The organism is Aeromonas sp. HMWF014 (assembly GCF_963878295.1).
In the GTDB taxonomy this organism is placed as follows: Bacteria; Pseudomonadota; Gammaproteobacteria; order Enterobacterales; family Aeromonadaceae; genus Aeromonas; species Aeromonas popoffii.
The window spans coordinates 1-629 of the sequence record NZ_CAWNYS010000587.1; the positions used below are offsets into that span (position 1 = coordinate 1).

Sequence of the window (629 nt, forward strand, 5' to 3'; positions counted from 1 at the left end):
CTCGCCCGCTATAGTCGCCAAGCAGCTGGGCGCGGGTGATAGCGGGGGCGGTGGCCCCCCGTTCTACCGCCTCGCCCTGTTCGGCGGCTGGTTCGCTTGGCAGCGGCTCGCCGCTCGGGTCGTCATCGGGCGGGGTTGGCTGGGTCAGCATGGCCCAAGCTATCCGGCAAGCATCGGCCATACTGGCGGCGGTGATGCCATCGAACAGGGCGACCTGCTCACCCTGTTGGATAGTGACCGACCAGAGCCCGCCTGATAGCTTGGCGCTGAATTTTGGCTTGATCTGGGCCTCTACCTGGACAACCTCAACCGGCGCGGCCTGCTCCTCTACTACCTCAGCCAGGGGCCACGGTTTGCCATCCAACAGGGGGCCGCTGCCGGTGATGCTGATCCGCCCGCTCACCTCCAATTCTGGGCAGTTGTAATCTGAGGCGTTATTTTCGGCGGCTACCAGCTGGGCAGCCAGTGCCCGCAGTTCATCAGACAGATCGCGGGATATGTTCATAAACTCAGCCGAACCAAAAACATCAGTGAACGGGCAATAATTTGATTCGTACATGTCGATCATCCCGTTATAGCGCCCGCCCTTGAATTGGTCGATCTCGGCGCGAACCTGGGCGCGGGTCGGG

The 629-nt window shown here is 62.2% G+C and carries 1 protein-coding gene; it reads right to left on the reverse strand.

Features of this window, described 5'->3' with window-relative positions; genetic code table 11:
- Positions 1-505 (reverse strand): hypothetical protein (locus AAC083_RS22465; RefSeq protein WP_146181770.1); only part of this gene is annotated, 505 nt, incomplete at its 3' end.
- Positions 506-629: the final 124 nt, after the last annotated feature.